The sequence below is a fragment of the Bifidobacterium sp. KRGSERBCFTRI genome, assembly GCF_025908335.1.
In genome coordinates this window covers 1,147,133-1,165,066 of record NZ_CP109653.1, presented here as the reverse complement: position 1 = coordinate 1,165,066, position 17,934 = coordinate 1,147,133, and the positions used below count along the sequence as shown (strand labels likewise).

The window sequence follows — 17,934 nt, the reverse complement described above, 5'->3', positions numbered from 1 at the left end:
TGAAACAGAACAGCATACGAAACGCTCAAACATAGTAGGTGGCACATGTCTTTCTTTTCCCCCTCCCAACCGACCGCGCCTCCGCCAGTCCCATCCACCCTCCAGTCCCCAACCGTCCCGATCTCAAGAAACGATGCGGAACGGGCCGGTCGGTTGGTCGACAGCATCCGCTCGCGATTCGCGCAAACGCTTGTCGGCCAGACCAATCTGCGAGAATCCCTGATCACCACCTTGGTGGCCGGCGGCCATATTCTCATAGAATCGGTGCCCGGCCTGGCGAAGACGACAGCCGCACAGACGCTGGCCACCTCCGTCTCCGGTTCGTTCAAACGCGTGCAATGCACGCCGGACCTCATGCCTTCGGACCTTGTGGGAACCCAGGTGTTCGATTTCTCCACCCAACGCTTCACCACGCAAATCGGACCGATCCACGCCAATTTCGTGTTGCTCGACGAAATCAACCGAGCCAATGCGAAAACCCAGTCCGCCATGCTGGAGGCCATGGCCGAAGGCGCCACCACCATCGGAGGCCAACGAATCGAACTTCCCAAGCCGTTCATGGTGATCGCCACTCAGAACCCCATCGAAGAGGAGGGCACATTCAATCTGCCTGAGGCGCAGATGGATCGCTTCATGATGAAGGCGATCATGACCTACCCCAGCGCTGACGAGGAACAGCGCATGCTGGGGCTGCTGATCAACCGTGGATCGGACGCCATCGACCCGACGAAGCTCCCCCGCGACGTCATCTCGATTCAGGATGTCGACTGGCTGCGCGAAACCGCGCGCCGGGTGCATGTCTCCGATGCGATCATGCAATATGCGGTTGCGCTCTCCGAGACCTCTCGTGGCGGCGGCCCGAAGCCCATCCAAGGCCTGTCCTCCCTGGTGCGCCTGGGTGCCTCGCCACGCGCCTCGATTGCATTGGTGCGCATTGCACAGGCTTCGGCATTGATGGCCGGCAGGGATTATGTGATTCCGGAGGATGTGAGGGGCTTCGCGCACGAAGTGTTCCGTCACCGCATCCTGCTCACGTTCGAGGCGCTCGCCGATGGCGTGACCAGCGATCAGATTGTCGACCAGATTGTTCAGGTGGTGCCCGTTCCATGATCGGCACCAATCATGATGCCAATCGGTCGGATCCGATCCGACGCAAGATCGAGATGCTCGGCACGTCGCTGAGCCTGCCCACCGTGCGCCGTGCCATGGGCATCCTTGAGGGGGAGCATGCTTCCGCACGACGTGGAGGCAATGACGATCTGCTGGACATTCGTGCCTATGAGGTGGGCGATGAGGCGCGACAGATCGATTGGAAGATCAGCGCGCGCAATGGCAGGGCAATGATTGCGCAGCGCGAGCGTCTCTCCAGCACCCGTGTGTACCTGTTGCTGGACGCAGGCGTGGAGATGACCGAGGTGTGCCCTTCGGACGAGATGGCGTATCGCATCGCAGCGAATGCCTTGTGCATGTTCGCGGCGCTGAGCCTGCGACGCAGCGATGAGGTGTCGCTCGTCTTCGGTGACTCCTCGAATATCACCCGGGTGCCGTTCCATGGCGGTTTGGCCCAGTTCGAGCACACACTCGACAAGGCGCTTGACCGAGGCTGGCGATTCCCGCGCAATATCGACGCACTGCTCGACTATGCCGCGCATATTCGCGACCGTGAGGCGCTCATTGTGCTCGCCACCGACGATCATGCCCTCGACGACACGCATATGCGCGCAATCCGGCGGATCACACAGACGCATCCGCTGGTGCTGATCAATGTGGGCACGATCAACCCGTTCTCGAGCGATCCCATTCCCTCGAGGCCGCATGCATCCCTTGTCGATGGCGCGACCGACCGGAGGATTCCCGCGTTCCTGCGCAACACGAAAGCGGCGCAGGAGTTGGACACCCATAGGGCCTACCTGTTGCAGGCGCTTGACCGGGAACTGTTGCGCTGTGGATCACGTATGATTCACGCCTCGTCGAGCGAGGGGATGTTCCACGCATTCGTGCGGCTTCTCTCCCTTTCCCATGCATCGGTCTTCACGCCCGTCACGATTCCCGAAGGAACTGCGAACGCATAAATGATTGTGGCAATAGACACCCAGAACCTCCATCCGCGCGGAACCATCGCCATCACGCAATCGCTCTGGATTGCACTGATCTGCGACATCGTGCTGGCGTTGATCCTCATTGTGGCATGCTGCGTACTGTCAGGCACTCGACGTCGCCCGGAAACCACCGGATCGCAAGATGAAGAGACTCTTCCCAAGAAGGAGTGGGCCGCGCGGGTGAACCAGGTGGTCGCTCGGCATGACGCTCAGGACATCACGCGAGACGAGGCCTTCGCGCAGCTGGCCGCGATTGCGCGCGATTTCGCATCGAATATGTCGGGACGACGCATGCAGGCGAACACGTTGACTGATCTACGCCGTCTGCGCCGCACCGGCGTCGCCGTCAACTGGGATTTGCTCCGACAGACGATCGCCGCGCTGTATCCGCCGGAGTTCGCGCAAGCCGAGCATCCACAGGCGCGTGGCGTCAGCGTGAGGCAGGCGGCCGACTGGGTGCTCGACCTGATTGAGAGGTGGCAATGATGCTTCGTTGGCAATGGCCGTGGGCATTGGTGGCCGCATTGCTGATCGCCGCCCTGGTATGCCTGACGATCGTCATGGTATCGTCACATCGGCGCGCCTACCACGATGAAGCGAGAATCTACGGTGTACAGGATGATCTTGAGACCGAGCATGCCGGTGCGCTGATGCGCGTCTGGCGCCGTCTGAACCGCATCGCCGTGGCATTGCTCGCTTGTGCGCTTGTCCTCTCCTGCATTCTCGTAGGCAGGCCTGCGCATGTGGATGCACAGGACGAGCAATCATCGAACCGCGACATCATCCTGTGTCTCGACGTCTCAGGATCCACGCTTCCCTACGATCATCAGGTACTTTCCACGTATTTGAATCTGCTGCAGCATTTCAAGGGTGAGCGCATAGGCCTGAGCATCTTCAACTCATCGTCGCGTACGGTGTTCCCGCTCACCGATGACTACGCGATGGTGACCGAGCAACTCACGCAGGCGAACGACATGCTCAAAGGCGTGCAGACCCAGGACGATATCGATAAGATGAGCGACGAACAATACCAGCAGATTGCCGACTGGCTTGAGGGCACACAGAACCGCAAGAACGCCACTTCACTCATCGGAGATGGATTGGTGGGCTGTGCCGCAATGCTTCCCGGATTCGCCTATTCGAAGGCCGACACTGCGCAATCTCGGTCGCGGGAGGCGTCGATTGTGCTGGCCACCGACAATGTGGTCTCGGGCTCCCCCACCTATTCGTTGGCTCAGGCGCTTGATCTCACCTCCCAAGCCGGCATCAATGTGGACGGTCTGTATTCGGGACCGCAATCCAGTGAGGGTGACGCCACGACCAACGAGATGCGCCAACTCATCGAGCGGCATGGCGGTCTGTTCCTCACCCAGTCGAACAGCGCGTCGATCGATGAATTGGTGCGTGAGATAGACGGTCGTCGTTCACATGAGGCACAGGCCCAATCACAGACTGCCCTGACGGACGTCCCGGGATGGTGGACTCTCGCTGTGGCGATTCTGCTTGCGGGCTGGTTGGTTATGGCGTGGAGGTTGAAGCGATGAGTACGTTCGGCTTTGCACCGGCCCTCGGCTGGATTGGCGGCTCCCTTGTGGCTGCGGTGATGGTGGCATGCGCGGTGACGTGTGTCGTGCTGCATGCACGTCGCGGCGCCGATGGTACCGATGAGACACTCTGGTCGTGCGTAAGGCGTGTGCTGGCATGCGTCATCGTGGCGCTCATGGCCTTCACACCAAGCATGGTGACCAAGACCACCAGCCGTGCCATCAGTACCACTGATGTGGTCATTGTCTCGGACATCACGCCGTCGATGGGTGTGCAGGATGCCCGCTATGGCTCCAAGTCCGACCTTTCCCGCCTCGAAGCGGCGAAGTCCGCCATTGCAGACATCGTCAGGGATTACCCGAATTCGAGTTTCTCCGCAGTATCCGTTGGAGCATCGGGAGCGGTGGATGTGCCGCTGACGCCCGACACCCGTGCCATCACGAATTGGGCGCAGTCCCTTGATACCGAGGATTCCTCGAGTTCCAGCGGTTCATCGCTTGATGTGGTGATCGATCCGTTGCTGCGTGCACTCAAATCGATTCGCGACGCCCACCCGGACGATCGCATTGTGTTGTACATCATCACGGATGGGGAACAGACTGTGCGGAACACACGCCGCACATTTTCGTCGCTGCGCCACTATATTGACGATGCCTGCGTGATCGGCGTCGGCTCCACCACCGGTGGCCGGATACCTTCGAAGACCGCAGGTCAATGGGTCACCGATCCCTCTACGGGCCAGCCCGGCGTATCGATCATGGATGAAGGACAGATTCGGTCGCTGGCCGACGAGCTCAGTGGCAAAGTGGTGATCACCTCGGCGAACGACACGGTGGCGAGCGCACAGATCGCGCAACAGGCCGGGAGCTGGCGTGAAGACGACACGCAGAAGGAGCGTACGCGCATCAATCCGATTGTCTGGCCACTGGCCATTGCATTGGCTGCGTTGCTGGCATGGGAGCTGGGCACATGGATCGCCACTTCGAGGAGGCTTCTATGAGCGGGAACATATCCGGGCGCCTGGATCGCGCCACGGCGAGCAGGTCTTTCACGAAACGCGCGCCTCTCGGCGTGCGCATCATGCTTGCGGCATTCGCCGTCCTGGCCATTGCATTCGCCGTATTGGCCGGCGTGAACATCGACGCACAACGTCAGTATGATGCCGCGACTCAAACGCTCACCGAGAATCTCGAGACCGCGTCCCGCAACGACGCCGATCTCAAGCAACTGCTGACCTCACAGCAGGAGCTGGACGCACGATTCGCCAGTATCACCGGAAAATCGGCGGTGCTGCTGCCGCAGATCAGCGAGAGCACCACTTATAACGCGCAGGTTTCGAAACAGCTGACCGACTTGGTGCAACAACAGGTCGACGCCGATGCCGCGAAGAACGACAGCCAGCAGTCGGGGCAGCACGGCGAGCAGCCCAAATCACTCGACTCGCTCACCGAGGAACAGCGCAAGCAAGTGGAGGAGTTGCTACGCAGCAACGAGGAGCTGGGCAAATCCGAGGATTCCACGAACGAATCGAATGGCGGCCAAGGCGAGAGGGAAAACGACAGCCCCTCTCGCCCGTCGAATGTGAAACCGTGGTAAGCCACGACGGTGAATGGCTATGCAGTGTTGCACTGTGGATAGTTTCCGGAGTCAATGCATTCACGCCGTTCACTGACCACAATCGCCGATTCAGCTGGATTCATGGTCGACTGCGGTGTGCAATGGAATCATGATCGGCTCCAATTCAGCGTTCAACGCCACGTCGGGCACCACGACGCAGTGCGTATGCGCGGGCAATGCACAGGAATGCATCGCATTGCTCGTGCCATTGGTGCGCGGTTCGTTCCATGCGCTTGATGGCCTGATGGCCGCGTGCCGGTCCGATACAGGAACATGGAGCGGCCGTGCCGCCGAATTGTTCCATGAACGGCTGCAGGCCATGGAACCACGAGCATCCGCATGTATGCAAACGCTGCAGATGCTCGACGGATTGCTCTCGACAATGTAGGGGCTGCCATGACGAAGATGGTGAGATCATCCATTCATGGTGGCGCTCAGTATGCCACTGCCACGCTCGACCTCGTTCACGGCATATGCTCACGGTTGGGGGCCTGCGCCGCCGATTTGAAGGCACAGGCCATCGCCTTGTCGAACGCCAGAATGCGTGTTGCCGTGCTGCGCACCTCAACTCTTCAATGGTGTCCGGAACAGAACGGCATGGCGGCATTGCGAGCTCCCGTCTGTGAATCGAGTGGATTCGGTCGTTCCCTTCATGTTCATGTCGAGTACCTTCGCCTGACGGACCACGCTGAATCCGCCAGATCACAGCTGCATGCGCTGGCCGTCCAATGCGAGAGAATCGCCGATGTATTGGCGCGTGCATACGGCCTGTATTCCGAGGCCGAGGCCAAAAGCCGCATGGCCACTAATAGGGCACTGCAATGGGCCGCACGGGTGGCACCTGCGACAATGGCGAAATTCACCATTGCACAGGCTCTGGGCGGATGGCTATACGGTGTGGTCACTGAGGGCAATTTCTCAGCAGCCCATGCCTTGAATGCCATCTCGTGGCAGCAGGAGGGGCTGATGCGTGCGGCCAGCGCAGCCATAGGCCTGCATGACGGTCAATCACCGGTGCCGTCAGGAGCATATGCCATCGGGGGAATCTCATCGCGAGCAACGAATCTGATTCAAGGTGATGCGCTGACCGTCGAATCCGTGGATCCCCATGAACCATCCGTCGCCCCTGTGTCGGACATGGGCGGTGCACTGGCGAATCTGCGAAGGCTCTCGGCAGCGAACGCGGACAGCACGCATGGTGAATATGCAACCATCGCCATCTCACGGTATGTGGATGCCGATGGCCGGCGTTCCTGGCTGGTGACCATTCCGGGAACCGACGGCAACTTCGACTCCCCCTTGGGATGGGAGCAGAATGTGGAGCTCATGAGCGCCAATGCCATGCAACGACGTAACGCAGACAGCGCACGTATGGTCGTCGAAGCCATGCGGCAGGCGGGTATCGGCCGCGATGAGCGCGTGGCGTTGATCGGCCATTCGCAGGGCGGCATCATCGCGGCAACGCTGGCCAGCGATTATGCCGATGAGTATCGCATCGAACATATCGTGACCGCCGGCTCCCCCATCGCCAACCATCCGATGGGCAAGGGGACATGGGTGACCAGCATTGAGATGGAAGACGAACTGGTTGCCGCGCTGGACGGCGAGGTGAATCCTCGGAGCGAGCAGTGGCTCACCATTCGAGGTGAGGTGCGCAATGTGGCGGACGGGTCACCTGCCGATGCGAATGGCGCCGTGGATGACGGCACCGCTGCCATGACCGCCGTCGATCAATCCCATCAGGGGAAATACGAACTCACGCACGACCTCGCCTACCATACCGCCGCCTATGAGAATGCGCTGTCGCTGGGGTCCGAGGCGCTTGCGAACCATGACAGCCATTTCATGGCGACCATTCACGGCGACTATATGGAGACCACCTACTGGAGCGGCCGCATGGAACACGGCAAACACGACATCGAGATGGATGACACGCACACGCAGTGAAAATGGACATACACCGTCCATGTCTCAAGGGCTTGGTTTAGGGTGGAACCATGAACCTTTCCGAGATCTCACCAGCCATCGCCCTCACCCCTCTGGATGGGCGCTATCATGCCCAGACCGCCGCTCTGGTGGAATACCTGAGCGAACCGGCACTGAACCGCGAACGCATGCGCGTGGAAGTCGAATGGATGATTCTGCTCGCCAACGGCTTCGCCGGAAACGACTGGAAGCCGATTGTCACCGGCGTCAAGCCGCTCACCGAACAGGAACAGGCATTCCTGCGTTCCATCCCCGAGGAGTTCGGGGCACAGGGCATTGCCAGGCATGCCGCGCATGAAGCCGTTACGCACCATGATGTGAAGGCTGTCGAATACTACATCGACGACTATCTGGATAGCGCGGAGCAGGTGCTCGGTGCCCCCACCCAGCTCACCGACCTGAAAACTCTCGTGCATTTCGCCTGCACCAGCGAGGACATCAACAACCTCTCCATCGCCCGCTGCGTGAAGAATGCAATCGAACACGTATGGCTACCGGGCGCGGATGCCATTGTCGACCTGCTGGCTCAGCGTGCCGAGGAGTTCAAGGACATGCCGTTGCTCTCCCTCACGCACGGGCAGCCGGCCACACCGACCACACTCGGCAAGGAGCTCGCCGTCTACGTGTACCGGCTTGGGCGCCAGCTCAAGCATGTTCGTGAGCAGGAATACCTGGGCAAGATCAATGGCGCCACCGGCACTTTCGGTGCGCATCTGGCCGCATTGCCGAATGTCGACTGGGTCGCCGTCTCACGTGAATTCGTGGAGAACCGCATGGGCCTGACCTGGAACCCGCTCACCACCCAGATCGAATCGCATGACTGGCAGGCGGAGCTGTTCGACACGATCTCGCACACCAATCGCATCATGCACAATCTGTGTGTGGACACATGGATGTACATCTCCCGTGGCGTGTTCGCCCAGGTACCGGTGAAGGGCGCAACCGGTTCGTCCACGATGCCCCACAAGGTGAACCCGATCCGTTTCGAGAACGCGGAAGCCAACTTCGAAATCTCCTGCTCGCTGCTCGACACGTTGGCAGCCACGCTTGTGGAGTCCCGTTGGCAGCGCGATCTGACCGACTCCACCACGCAACGCAACATCGGCTCAGCATTGGGGTATTCGGTGCTGGCGCACAACAACCTGCTCGGTGGCCTCAAGTCGGTTCATCCGAACACACAGGTGATGGATCGCGAGCTCGATGAGAACTGGGAGGTGCTGGGCGAGCCAATCCAGACCGCCATGCGCGCCCAGGAGCTGGCCGGCCGCTCCGGCATGGAACGCCCCTACGAGAAGGTGAAGGAGCTCATGCGCGGCCACTCCATCTCGCAGGCCGATGTCGAGAGCTTCATCGATTCGCTTGACTTCGACGACGAGACCGCAGCCCGTCTCAAGGCTTTGACGCCGGCCACCTATGTGGGCCTTGCATCGATGCTGGTCGGTTACGATCGCCCGTAGTCCTTTTTCAATCCATCGCGTAGAATATACGTGCTGATGTGCGATGCTCATGCTTGGGCCTTCCACCCGGGCATGGGCATTCTATATGAAGGACTGATATGACAACGCCCAATTCGTCCGGCTCAGGTCGGGTGCCCTCCGATCAGACGGATGTGCAACAACCGTCCATCGAGAAGACCCCCGAGCATGCACTGGCAAGTAGGTTCCCCAACGTGAAGGTCAGCGATGTGGCACCGAAGCGCAACCACGTGACCAGCGATCTGCTGCACGCAGGTGCGGCTCTCGTATTCGGGATTCTGGTGATCCTGGTCGCCGTCTACCTTCATGGGCTCACCACCGGCGTCGAAGATGACGCCCATTCCGCCAGTCAGGCATTCGACTGGCTGGTCGACCTGCCATCGTCGTTGCTACAACAGCTCATTGTGATTTCCATCGTGGTAGGGGTGCTCATCCAATTGGTGCTCAACCGGGAATGGCTTCAGTCCGCTTGCTCGGTCGGCGCGCTGCTCATCGGCTTCCTTGTCTGCTGGGGTGTCTCCGAACTGCTCTCCTACCACAGCAGCGCCATGCTCATCAACACATTGCTGTCGAGCGGCACCCGCGTAGGGCCTTCCCTGCTGCCCGATTTCTACGCCGCCATAGCTGCATTCCTCACGGTCGCAGGTCCCCGTGACACCCGGTCATCGGTGAAGTGGAGCTGGAATATACTCCTCGCCGGCGCCGTGATCTTCATCATGACCTCGTGGAGCTCGTTGCCTGGTGTGCTGGTGGCCATTTGCATCGGTCGCATGGTGGGACTGTCCATCCGTTTCGGCGTGGGCACGAAGAACTCGGGAGCATGGGGATATCAGATCGTGCAGGCGCTGAGCTCCATCGGCTTGCATCCGGCCGTCCTTGACCGACGCCCCGAGGCATCCGACCATGCACCCATGCTTACGGACGACCTGACCGACCATTCCCGACTCTACGATCTGACTGATGAGAGCGGCGTGCACTATGTGGTGTCGGTGCTTGACAACCAAGTGCAGATCACCGGCTATTTCTCACAGCTGTGGCAGCTCATTCGGCTCAACGGCGTCGCGGTGCGCCATGATCGCTCCGCCGTGAGCGCCACGCACCACCACTATTCCATGCTGCTGGGGCTGCGTGACATAGATCTGACCTGTGCAAGGCCCTATGGTGTCTGCGACTACGGTGAATCCTCTATAGTCGTGTTCGAGCACCGCGAGACCATTCACGCCGTGGATTGCAGGGAGCTCGACGATACCGAAGCGCTCTCGCTCATGAACTATCTGCAGCGTGCGCATCAGCGTGGCTTCACTCACCGCCAGATCACGGCGGACACCATTGCGCGCTCCGCCATTGGCGACATGGTGATTGCCGGCTGGCAGAATGGCGATTACGCGTCCACCACCACGAACATCACACTCGACAAAGTACAGCTGCTCACCTTGTTCAGCACGATGCTCGGCATTGAACGCACCGTCTCGCTCGCGCGCCGTGCCTGGGGCGAATCGACACTCATCTCGTTGATTCCGTTTGTTCAGAAGGCCGCCGTCCCTGCCGCCACCCGGCAGATGGAAGGCTGGAACAAGCAGATTGTCGAGGATCTGCGCACCGCACTCAGTAAACTGGCCCCTGAAGAAGTGGCGGAATCGATGGAGCAGGTGACGCTCACGCGATTCAATGCGCGATCGTTCTTCGGTCTTGTGTTGCTGGTGATCGCCGTCTACGTGATGCTGACGCAGATGCGGCCGGACGAGATGATTCGCGCCGTGAAGCAGGCGAATCTCTGGTGGGCATTCGTTGTCATGCTGTTCGGCTTCCTCGCATGGGTGGGTTCGGCCATGGCCCTCGGCGCCTTCATGGACAGGGACCGCCGCCGGCCTTTCGGTTTGCTCTGCTCGCAGATTGCCGCCGGATTCACTGCGGTGTCGATGCCTGCCGGCATCGGCCCGGCCTTTGTGAACCTCCAGTACCTGCGCAAGAGCGGCTACCGCAATACGACCGCCACTGCCATCATGAGCGCCGTGCTCGCCGTGCAGGGGGTGATCACGGTGGTCCTGCTGCTGCTCATTGGCATTTTCACCGGCCGTAACACCCTTTCCGGCATGATTCCCACGAACACGCTGATTATCGCTATCGCGGTCGTCGCCCTGGCGATCAGCGTGATCATGGCGATCCCCTCGGTGCGCAGGAAGATCGCCAACAAGTATCTTCCCCTGGTGAAGTCATATGCCAGATCGTTGTTGGAAACGCTCACGCAGCCGCGTAAGCTGCTCGGTTCGGTGGCCGGCTCACTCATTCTGAATCTCTCCACAGGCTTCGGCTTCTGGGCGGCGCTCATGGCGTTCGGATTCAACATGAACCCCATCGAGACGACGTTCATCTTCCTGCTGGCGAATACACTTGGTTCAGCGGTGCCCACACCGGGTGGCCTCGGTGCCGTCGAGGCCGCGCTGTCGGTGGCGTTCAGCGCCGTCGGGGTCCCCGCCGCATTGGCGTTATCAGCCACATTGCTCTATCGTGTCGTGTTCTACTGGTTGCGTATTCCGCTGGGTGCGTTGGCTATGAAGTGGCTGGATAAGCACAATCTGATCTGATTTATTTCATTTTGTAAGCTTTTGATGCCCAGAACGTAGCCAAATGCGAAAAAATCAAGGGAAATCGTTGCAAACACGCGGATTTGACCGAATCTTGAGGTAAGATGCTTCTTGAACATGTGGTTATCCGCAATGAGGATTACCCCTGACAAAGAAGGACGCTTCTATGGCATACAATAAGTCTGATCTCGTTGCAAAGATCTCCCAGAAGTCCGGTCTCACCAAGGCTCAGGCTGAGGCTGCCGTCAATGCTTTCCGCGATGTCTTCATCGAAGCCATGAAGAACGGCGAAGGCCTCAAGCTCACCGGTCTGCTCTCCGCAGAGCGCGTCAAGCGCGCCGCCCGCACAGGCCGCAATCCCCGTACCGGTGAGACCATTGAGATCCCGGCCACCTATGGTGTTCGCATCTCCGCTGGCTCCCTGCTGAAGAAGGCAGTGAGCGAGTGATTCGCAGCCTACGCTAGAAAATGACCCGGCCAGTGACGGCCGGGTTTTTTCATGTCAGATTGCTTCGGCACCCATGCTCAGACGGGCGCTTCATCGCCATCCGCGCGCGCATCACCCAATTCGCCCATGAGCTTGTCATATTGCTTGGTCGGCTCGTCATGGAACGGATCGAGCAGCACCGCCTCCATATGCACCGGACGCACAAGCTTCAGCGTCGTCCAATCGCAGTCGTAGACGGCATCGGTGTGCGATGCCGCCGCCACGAAACGTCCACGCAGCACGGCACGCGTGTGAGGGGGCGGAGTGGACACGGCATCGTGAATCTGATCGGCATCCACCAAGGTGCGCATCAAGCCATGCGCGCATAACGACGGGTAGAGCCTGCCGTTGGCGATGTCGTGATAGTCCAGGTCGAGCTGGCGCAATCTGGCCGGTGTGACGGTGCCCCGAGACTGCAAACGATTGAAGAACACCTGCTTGGATGCCCAATCGACCACGTGCGACAGCGTCTCGATGTCATTGGCCGCCAATCTGTCGAGTACCCATCGCCATTGGCCCACAATCCATTCGACATTGCACAACGCGTCATACCGCAACGATGCCTCCAATGCATCACCGTGATGTGCGGCGAAGGACTCGACCTGCTCCAGCATCATCTGCTGCAGTTCCAGTGCGGTGGTCGAACGCCCCGCTGCCAGCGCGATGCGGGCATGCGCCCCATCGGTGTTGATGGCGTGGTTTGCAGCGATCGGATCCGCGAGCGCGAATGCCTCAAGCTCGGTCTCGCAGCCGCTGCGCGCTGCATGCTCCATCATGCACAGAACGAGATGCGTGGTGGCGCATTTCATAAGGGTGGCCCACTGGGAGCGATTGGAGTCGCCTATGATCACATGGAGACGCCGGTAGTCGTCGGGGTTGGCGTGCGGCTCGTCACGGGTGTTGATCATCGGGCGCGACCGTGTGGTGGCGCTGGAGACGGTCTCGTCCACGAATGCCGCACGTTGGGTGAACAGGAGCCGTTCTCCGTCGAATCTGCCGGCTCCGGTGTAGATCTGCCGGGTGATGAGGAATGGCAGCAACACATGCTGTATCATGTCCAGATTCACGAAACGGCGCACGAGGTAGTTCTCGTGGCAACCGAATGAATGACCGGCACTGTCGGCGTTGTTCTTGTACAGATGCAGGGTCGCATGCCGATTCTGCGCGTCGGATTCCCGCAGCCTCCGCTGGGCGTCAAGCCCCATCGAACGCATGGTCTGCTCGCCTGCCAGATCGCTCAGCAACGCATCCGAGGGGCATATCGCCTCGGCGGTCGCATACTCCGGGTGGGATCCCACATCGAGGTACAGACGTGAGCCGTTCTCCACGTAGGTGTTGGTGGAACGGGCCCTGCGCACAACGGGCTGGAACATCGTCATCGCCACATGACTGGCGTCCATGGGCTCCGGAATATCGGTGACGCTCACACCATACTCGGTCTCGATGCCGAAGATGCGCGCGAAATCATGCTGATGCGTCTGGTCCGACGGCTGTATCGCCCTGCTGCCACTGTCGTGCAGCTGTGGCATCACTCGCCGCCTTTCTGCACGAAGCTGCTCACATATTCCTCAGCGTTCGTCTCGAGAACGGTTTCGATGTCATCGAGAATCGCATCGAGATCGTCAGCCTGCTCCTGCGCAAGCATGGCCGCTGCGGAAAGACCCTGGGCCGTTTCCTGGGTCTGGTCGTCATCATGCCGCTGTGTCTCGGCGGGGATCTGATGGTGTCCGGATGCAGATGGCATTGCTCCCCCAATCTGGTGTGGATTCCAATATCGATGTCGGATGTGCCCTGTGCCACATGGGCTGTTCAAAGTGGCTCAGGATTTGAAATCACTGTTGTCCCGCGGGCTTCTGTTCGTGATGATGGTAGGATTCCCCACAATCAGAGTTGATGAGGTAGGGTTGCAGCTCCTGTATGATCTGTCCGTTGGTGGCCACGAGATCGTTCTGGCTACGCCAGTGGATGAGCCCGCCCTCCCATGTGCTCAGCTGCCCTTGGGCCTCCCAGAGCACCACGGCGGCGGCCGAGATGGCCGGCACATCACGTTCATGCAGATGCGGTTCGAAGTACGCGTCGTAGGTGCCATCGGCCACCTTGCACACATCGAGCGAGACGGGCCCGATCCGTTTGATGTCGGCGGGCTTGCCGGCGAGGCTCGCGACCACATTGAGGGCATGTTGTGCCTCCTGCGGCACATACGACATGCCGAAGCTCACGATTGAGCCATCGAGGTGGCTGACTGTGGATGGCATGATCTTCTCGCGCTTCTCCCCCACTGGTGTCTTGCGCATGCGGATCGCGCCCTGCTGCCGGGCGGCCAAATAGGTGAGGTTCAGTGCCGGCGCATGAATCACCCCCAGAATCGGCTGGGCCGATCCGAACTCATTGAATTCGAACAGCGAGATGGTCACGCTCCATTCGGCCATGCTGCGCGAATAGTTGATCACGCCATCGACACCGCCCACGCACCAGTACCGGTCACCGGGCGCCCATTCGTCGGTGCGATCCTCCCAACGGCCTTTGAACGGATCGATGTAGGTGAGACGATTGTAGATGAACTGCGACAGACGGTCGTCCACCTTGAGCCCGCGTGAGTAGTCACGCTGCACCGTGTTCAGCGTCACCAGATCCTTCGGCATGAGCTGGTCCTTGAGCGCATGCTTGCCGGCGTCCTCGGCGATGCGACTCACCTGCACTGCGAGCTCCCGTAATCCGGCCTGCATACCAATGCCTCCTGTGACCTTATGTCTCGGAAAAATCTGTTCCAAGACTAGCAAATAATCTGTGAGTATTCTGAAAAACTCGCCCTATGCGAGCGCGCTGGATACAGCGGATGTACGACCTACGAATGTTCGCAGATGCCGCCGAGACTCCTGATGAGCTGCGCCGCGCTGGACGCCTCCTCCACCTGCCGTTCGGTGTCATCTTTGGTGAACCGCGTGGGATCGCGCATGTCGAGCGTCCAGGAATCACCGGCTCCATCGGCAACGGTGGTGATTCGGGTCCAGGAGATCGCACGCAATTCAGTGGGGAATCTGTGCAGTATCGCGGCACGGAACCATGCGCGTGTGTCCGCCGGGGCATCGGTCGCCGCCGCGGCTATACGCTCATCCGTCACCACACGCTCGGCACGGGAGCGCACCTTGGCGAACACCGCCTCGTTCTCGGGAGCGAGCGAAGCCCATCGCAATTCGAGCGCGCGCACCTGTGGATTGTCCCAGCCCGAGGCAGAGGATGCGCCGCAACCGGCGATGCGTCGGCGCATGCGTTCGAGCAGCTGCCATTTGAGAAGCCATTCCAGTCGAGAGGCCTGCGCGGTCATCGTCATTCGGGTGTCGTCGTCGGCATGGCGAACCTCGGCCACGTCGATCAGCGCCTGCTGCCACATCGCCATGACCGAGCGGGTCTGCGAATCCGGCCATACCGGCTCCCCGAGCGAATCGGTGCCGTACACCATCGATGCCACCTCGTAAACAAGGCCCCGCAGCGACACCTGCAGCTGCCACGCCGTGCTCGAACCTCCATTGGCCAAAGCGAGTGGTTCGTCGAAGGTCAGGTCGTGCGACACCGTGTGCATGGCGGCGACCGAGTCGAGAAGCGAAAGGGAACGCAACTCATCCGTCAGGTCGTAATCCAATGCAGATGCCTGCTCGGCCACCCAAAGCAGCATGCTTGTCGTGCCGAGCTTCAACACGTCCGGCACTTCCAGGCGGTTGGCATCGCCCACGATCACATGGAGTCTGCGCATCTCGTCAGGCGCATGCGACTCGTCGCGGGTGTTCACGATCGGCCTGTCGAAAGTGGTTTGCAAACCCACTTTCATATGGAAGTAATCGGCACGCTGACTCAACTGGTAGCCTGCCCGTTCCCCGCGCTCGCCGAGCCCCACACGTCCAGAGCCCGTGTAGATCTGCCGCGTGGCGAAATGGACCAGCATGAGCGCAGTCACTACATCGAAGTCCACATCGCGACGCAGCAGATAATTCTCATGGCTCCCCCACGCAGCGCCCTTGCCATCCGCATTGTTGCGGAATACCTCGAACTGATGCCGCTCAGTGCTCGCGGATTGGGCGGCCTGACGCATAAGCAGATCGCCGGCGAAATCATAGGCCACGGCCTCAAACGGATCGCGCGTCTCCGGCGCGGAGTATTCGGGATGCGCATGATCCACGTACATGCGCCCTCCATTGGCTGCGAAGGTGTTCGTGATATTGCGTTGCGGTTCGTCGGTAAGCATGTCGGGACGTGCAGCGGCGCGGGGCATCGTCATACCCCGCATATCGTGCACCGGATCCTCCTGCCGGTAGTCCCAACGAATATGCCTCGTCTCCTCATCGCCTGCATGGGCAATCACATCGAATGACGACTGCACCGGGTTGGCATGGGGATCCTGCCGTACCGACACGGCATACTCGGTCTCCGTCCCCATCACTCTGCGCACGCTCATTCACTCCGCTCCTCTCACGACATGTTCCATGCCAACGGCACATTTCGAACACATTCCATTCCACCGAGACCCGCTGCCGGGATCAGACGCCGTCAGCCGCCAACGTCAGCGCGTTGATTCTGAGCCATTGCCCTGGATCTGTCTCGTTGATCGTGGAGCGGTTCTGTTCGTATTCGTCGTCAATGGCCTCATGGATCCGCGCCTCGGTGATGCCTTGCGGCTCATCGTCCCTGCTCACCGACCCATGGAGGATTTCGGCCTTCACCGCCTTGGTCTTCGCCCGGTCGACGATGTTGCGCAGCATCGCACCGCTGACGATGTCGGCCATGTAGATTCCACGCCGACGGCCCTGTTCATCGAGCGTGGCAAGCAATCGGGATTCATCCCTGCGGAAAAGATCACGCACCAGCGAGGCCGCCAGCGCATCCGCGTCCCTGCCGGGTTCAAGGGGCAGCGCATCGGTGAGGTAATGACGGGTGATGGCCATGGCGGCCGTCTCGTCCGGCCGTGTGACATGAATCTTGACGTCCAGACGGCCCGGACGCAACACCGCGGGATCGATCATGTCGATGCGGTTCGAGGCGCCGATCACCATCACGTCGTCAAGGCTCTCCACGCCGTCGAGCTCGGTGAGGAACTGCGGCACGATTGTCGTCTCCACATCGCTGGAGACGCCCGTGCCTCGGGTGCGCAGCAGCGAATCCATCTCGTCGATGAACACGATGACGGGGCGTCCGGCACCCGACAGCTCCTTCGCCCGCTCGAAGATTCTGCGGATGAGGCGCTCAGACTCGCCTACGAACTTGTTGAGCAGCTCCGGTCCCTTCACCGACAGGAACACGCCGTCGTTACCACTGCCCGCGGCCAGCTCATGCGCGATGGCCTTGGCTATGAGCGTCTTGCCATTGCCCGGAGGCCCATACAGTAACACGCCCTTCGGTGCCTTCAGGTCGAACCGGTCGAAGAGGTCACGATGCTGGAACGGCAACTGCACGGCATCGCGAATCCGTGCGATCTGCTCATCCAGACCTCCGATGTCGGTGAAGGAGACATCCGGAGTCTCCTCGAGAAGCAGATCCTGCGCCTGTTCCTGCGGCAGTACAGACAAAACATAGGTACCGGAGGGATCGATCACCACACGATCGTCGACGTTGATCGGAGTTCGTGCCACCGCGCTCGCACGCATGACCACACCGCGATTGCCTCCGACATCGGAGACGATGAGCCTACCGTCGGCAAGGCTTTCCGAGACCGCACGCATCGGACCGGTAGTAGGTGTCTCGCAGGAATCGACAATCACCATGTTGGCATCGAGCAACACGCCTTGGCCGCTCCCCAACTGTGCGGGATTGACAGTCGGCGACAGCGGGACGATCTGGCGTCTGTTGCCATTGAGAATCTCCGCGCTTGCATGCCGCACACCATGCTCATCGGTGGAACAGCGATGCACGCGGACCATGGTCGCCATTGTCAATGGCGGTGCCATGAACTGCTCGAGCTGCGCCTTCGCCTTGCGAAGCTCCTCGGTGGCACGGGTGAGCGCTTTGGCGAGCGCGTGGTTGCGCTGCCGCAGCTGGTCGTTCTCATGCGCCGCCACAGCCTCGGGATCCCTGGACTGCGAAGCCGCGTCCGTGTGCTTCTCCTGCCCCATACCCACCTTCGTTCAATCCGAATGTTCCGTATGCCATTG

General features: G+C 60.4%; 16 protein-coding genes. 11 read left to right on the top strand and 5 right to left on the bottom strand.

The genetic code is table 11. The annotated features are described in order from the left end of the window. Positions 1-45 precede the first annotated feature (45 nt). The 11 genes from OGI63_RS04895 to OGI63_RS04845 all read left to right on the top strand — a co-directional run bounded on the left by OGI63_RS04895 (position 46) and on the right by OGI63_RS04845 (position 11,755). Positions 46-1,110, top strand: coding sequence for an AAA family ATPase (locus OGI63_RS04895; protein ID WP_012619956.1), 1,065 nt, complete (start codon positions 46-48; stop codon positions 1,108-1,110). Then, complete coding sequence (locus OGI63_RS04890; RefSeq protein WP_004218929.1) at positions 1,107-2,072, top strand: DUF58 domain-containing protein; 966 nt, start codon at positions 1,107-1,109, stop codon at positions 2,070-2,072. The genes OGI63_RS04895 and OGI63_RS04890 overlap by 4 nt, the downstream gene beginning before the upstream one ends. Beyond that, entirely contained in the window at positions 2,073-2,585 is a 513-nt protein-coding gene (locus OGI63_RS04885; RefSeq protein ID WP_004218928.1) for a hypothetical protein, read from the top strand. It abuts the gene before it with no gap. Then, entirely contained in the window at positions 2,582-3,643 is a 1,062-nt protein-coding gene (locus OGI63_RS04880) for a VWA domain-containing protein (RefSeq protein ID WP_004218927.1), read from the top strand. The genes OGI63_RS04885 and OGI63_RS04880 overlap by 4 nt, the downstream gene beginning before the upstream one ends. Next, positions 3,640-4,644 carry a vWA domain-containing protein gene (locus OGI63_RS04875; RefSeq protein ID WP_004218926.1) on the top strand — a complete coding sequence of 335 codons (1,005 nt, stop codon included), beginning with the start codon at positions 3,640-3,642 and terminating at the stop codon, positions 4,642-4,644. The genes OGI63_RS04880 and OGI63_RS04875 overlap by 4 nt, the downstream gene beginning before the upstream one ends. After that, positions 4,641-5,240 carry a DUF6466 family protein gene (locus OGI63_RS04870; protein WP_004218919.1) on the top strand — a complete coding sequence of 200 codons (600 nt, stop codon included), beginning with the start codon at positions 4,641-4,643 and terminating at the stop codon, positions 5,238-5,240. Before OGI63_RS04875 ends, OGI63_RS04870 begins: the two co-directional genes overlap by 4 nt. 130 nt (positions 5,241-5,370) lie before the next feature. After that, on the top strand, positions 5,371-5,649 hold the full coding sequence (locus OGI63_RS04865; RefSeq protein WP_004218918.1) for a hypothetical protein: 279 nt from the start codon (positions 5,371-5,373) through the stop codon (positions 5,647-5,649). An 8-nt stretch (positions 5,650-5,657) separates the two neighbouring features. Next, positions 5,658-7,208, top strand: a complete 1,551-nt coding sequence (locus OGI63_RS04860) for an alpha/beta fold hydrolase (protein ID WP_004218917.1) — start codon at positions 5,658-5,660, stop codon at positions 7,206-7,208. Positions 7,209-7,258: 50 nt separating this feature from the next. After that, positions 7,259-8,704: an adenylosuccinate lyase gene (purB, locus tag OGI63_RS04855; protein WP_004218916.1), complete on the top strand. Its 1,446-nt coding sequence runs from the start codon at positions 7,259-7,261 to the stop codon at positions 8,702-8,704. A gap of 98 nt (positions 8,705-8,802) precedes the next feature. Beyond that, positions 8,803-11,307: a lysylphosphatidylglycerol synthase transmembrane domain-containing protein gene (locus OGI63_RS04850; RefSeq protein ID WP_004218915.1), complete on the top strand. Its 2,505-nt coding sequence runs from the start codon at positions 8,803-8,805 to the stop codon at positions 11,305-11,307. Between the two features lie 166 nt (positions 11,308-11,473). Then, on the top strand, positions 11,474-11,755 hold the full coding sequence (locus tag OGI63_RS04845) for an HU family DNA-binding protein (protein WP_004218914.1): 282 nt from the start codon (positions 11,474-11,476) through the stop codon (positions 11,753-11,755). Between the two features lie 77 nt (positions 11,756-11,832). Here OGI63_RS04845 and OGI63_RS04840 read toward each other — a convergent pair whose 3' ends face one another. The 5 genes from OGI63_RS04840 to arc all read right to left on the bottom strand — a co-directional run bounded on the left by OGI63_RS04840 (position 11,833) and on the right by arc (position 17,895). Then, complete coding sequence (locus tag OGI63_RS04840; protein ID WP_004218911.1) at positions 11,833-13,323, bottom strand: proteasome accessory factor PafA2 family protein; 1,491 nt, start codon at positions 13,321-13,323, stop codon at positions 11,833-11,835. Continuing rightward, positions 13,323-13,538 (bottom strand): ubiquitin-like protein Pup, encoded by a 216-nt coding sequence (locus OGI63_RS04835; protein WP_004218910.1) that lies wholly within the window; start codon positions 13,536-13,538, stop codon positions 13,323-13,325. The genes OGI63_RS04840 and OGI63_RS04835 overlap by 1 nt, the downstream gene beginning before the upstream one ends. Before the next feature lie 88 nt (positions 13,539-13,626). Beyond that, a complete protein-coding gene (locus OGI63_RS04830; RefSeq protein WP_004218904.1) occupies positions 13,627-14,520 on the bottom strand; it encodes an inositol monophosphatase family protein in 894 nt (297 codons plus the stop codon). A 119-nt stretch (positions 14,521-14,639) separates the two neighbouring features. Continuing rightward, complete coding sequence (gene dop / locus OGI63_RS04825; protein ID WP_004218903.1) at positions 14,640-16,244, bottom strand: depupylase/deamidase Dop; 1,605 nt, start codon at positions 16,242-16,244, stop codon at positions 14,640-14,642. 82 nt (positions 16,245-16,326) lie between these two features. Continuing rightward, positions 16,327-17,895: a proteasome ATPase gene (gene arc / locus OGI63_RS04820; RefSeq protein ID WP_004218902.1), complete on the bottom strand. Its 1,569-nt coding sequence runs from the start codon at positions 17,893-17,895 to the stop codon at positions 16,327-16,329. Positions 17,896-17,934: the final 39 nt, after the last annotated feature.

Excerpts from the sequence above, each read along its gene's own strand:
- OGI63_RS04895 (WP_012619956.1), top strand. The coding sequence starts at position 46 with ATGTCTTTCTTTTCCCCCTCCCAACCGACCGCGCCTCCGCCAGTCCCA.
- OGI63_RS04890 (WP_004218929.1), top strand. The coding sequence starts at position 1,107 with ATGATCGGCACCAATCATGATGCCAATCGGTCGGATCCGATCCGACGC.
- OGI63_RS04885 (WP_004218928.1), top strand. The coding sequence starts at position 2,073 with ATGATTGTGGCAATAGACACCCAGAACCTCCATCCGCGCGGAACCATC.
- OGI63_RS04880 (WP_004218927.1), top strand. The coding sequence starts at position 2,582 with ATGATGCTTCGTTGGCAATGGCCGTGGGCATTGGTGGCCGCATTGCTG.
- OGI63_RS04875 (WP_004218926.1), top strand. The coding sequence starts at position 3,640 with ATGAGTACGTTCGGCTTTGCACCGGCCCTCGGCTGGATTGGCGGCTCC.
- OGI63_RS04870 (WP_004218919.1), top strand. The coding sequence starts at position 4,641 with ATGAGCGGGAACATATCCGGGCGCCTGGATCGCGCCACGGCGAGCAGG.
- OGI63_RS04865 (WP_004218918.1), top strand. The coding sequence starts at position 5,371 with ATGATCGGCTCCAATTCAGCGTTCAACGCCACGTCGGGCACCACGACG.
- OGI63_RS04860 (WP_004218917.1), top strand. The coding sequence starts at position 5,658 with ATGACGAAGATGGTGAGATCATCCATTCATGGTGGCGCTCAGTATGCC.
- purB (WP_004218916.1), top strand. The coding sequence starts at position 7,259 with ATGAACCTTTCCGAGATCTCACCAGCCATCGCCCTCACCCCTCTGGAT.
- OGI63_RS04850 (WP_004218915.1), top strand. The coding sequence starts at position 8,803 with ATGACAACGCCCAATTCGTCCGGCTCAGGTCGGGTGCCCTCCGATCAG.
- OGI63_RS04845 (WP_004218914.1), top strand. The coding sequence starts at position 11,474 with ATGGCATACAATAAGTCTGATCTCGTTGCAAAGATCTCCCAGAAGTCC.
- OGI63_RS04840 (WP_004218911.1), bottom strand. The coding sequence starts at position 13,323 with ATGCCACAGCTGCACGACAGTGGCAGCAGGGCGATACAGCCGTCGGAC.
- OGI63_RS04835 (WP_004218910.1), bottom strand. The coding sequence starts at position 13,538 with ATGCCATCTGCATCCGGACACCATCAGATCCCCGCCGAGACACAGCGG.
- OGI63_RS04830 (WP_004218904.1), bottom strand. The coding sequence starts at position 14,520 with ATGCAGGCCGGATTACGGGAGCTCGCAGTGCAGGTGAGTCGCATCGCC.
- dop (WP_004218903.1), bottom strand. The coding sequence starts at position 16,244 with ATGAGCGTGCGCAGAGTGATGGGGACGGAGACCGAGTATGCCGTGTCG.
- arc (WP_004218902.1), bottom strand. The coding sequence starts at position 17,895 with ATGGGGCAGGAGAAGCACACGGACGCGGCTTCGCAGTCCAGGGATCCC.